The sequence below is a fragment of the Paenibacillus sp. MER 180 genome, assembly GCF_023713665.1.
Classification (GTDB): domain Bacteria; phylum Bacillota; class Bacilli; order Paenibacillales; family Paenibacillaceae; genus Paenibacillus_B; species Paenibacillus_B suaedae.
Map to the genome: position 1 here is coordinate 1 of NZ_JAMAVT010000102.1, position 315 is coordinate 315.

1 protein-coding gene is annotated in these 315 nt (G+C 49.2%); it reads left to right on the top strand.

All coding sequences use genetic code 11. The features are described from left to right. Positions 1-35 precede the first annotated feature (35 nt). Positions 36-315, top strand: a 280-nt coding sequence (locus M3661_RS31135) for a hypothetical protein (protein WP_251491408.1), incomplete at its 3' end; no start/stop codon positions are given.

Sequence of the window (315 nt, forward strand, 5' to 3'; positions counted from 1 at the left end):
ATGAGGGCTACGGCCCTCTAAGGGGAGAGATACAAGTGACTGAAAGCGAGTTGAAGATGCTGAAGTCGGACATAACAGCAGAAGTCATCAAGGAACTGACAGGTAAGGATCTGAGAACGGCACAAGACACGTCCCGGCCATTAGCTCAAGTTTATGCCAGATATAAAGATTCACTCTATAAGAAGTTCGGTATTGTCACCTATGCGCAAGCTTGGGACAGCATTCGGAAGCTGGCGACATTCAGGGCAGGGCATAGATATGTTCGTGATTTGCTGCCAAGCGAGGAAGCAGAGGCTGCGGAATTTGCGGAAAGCA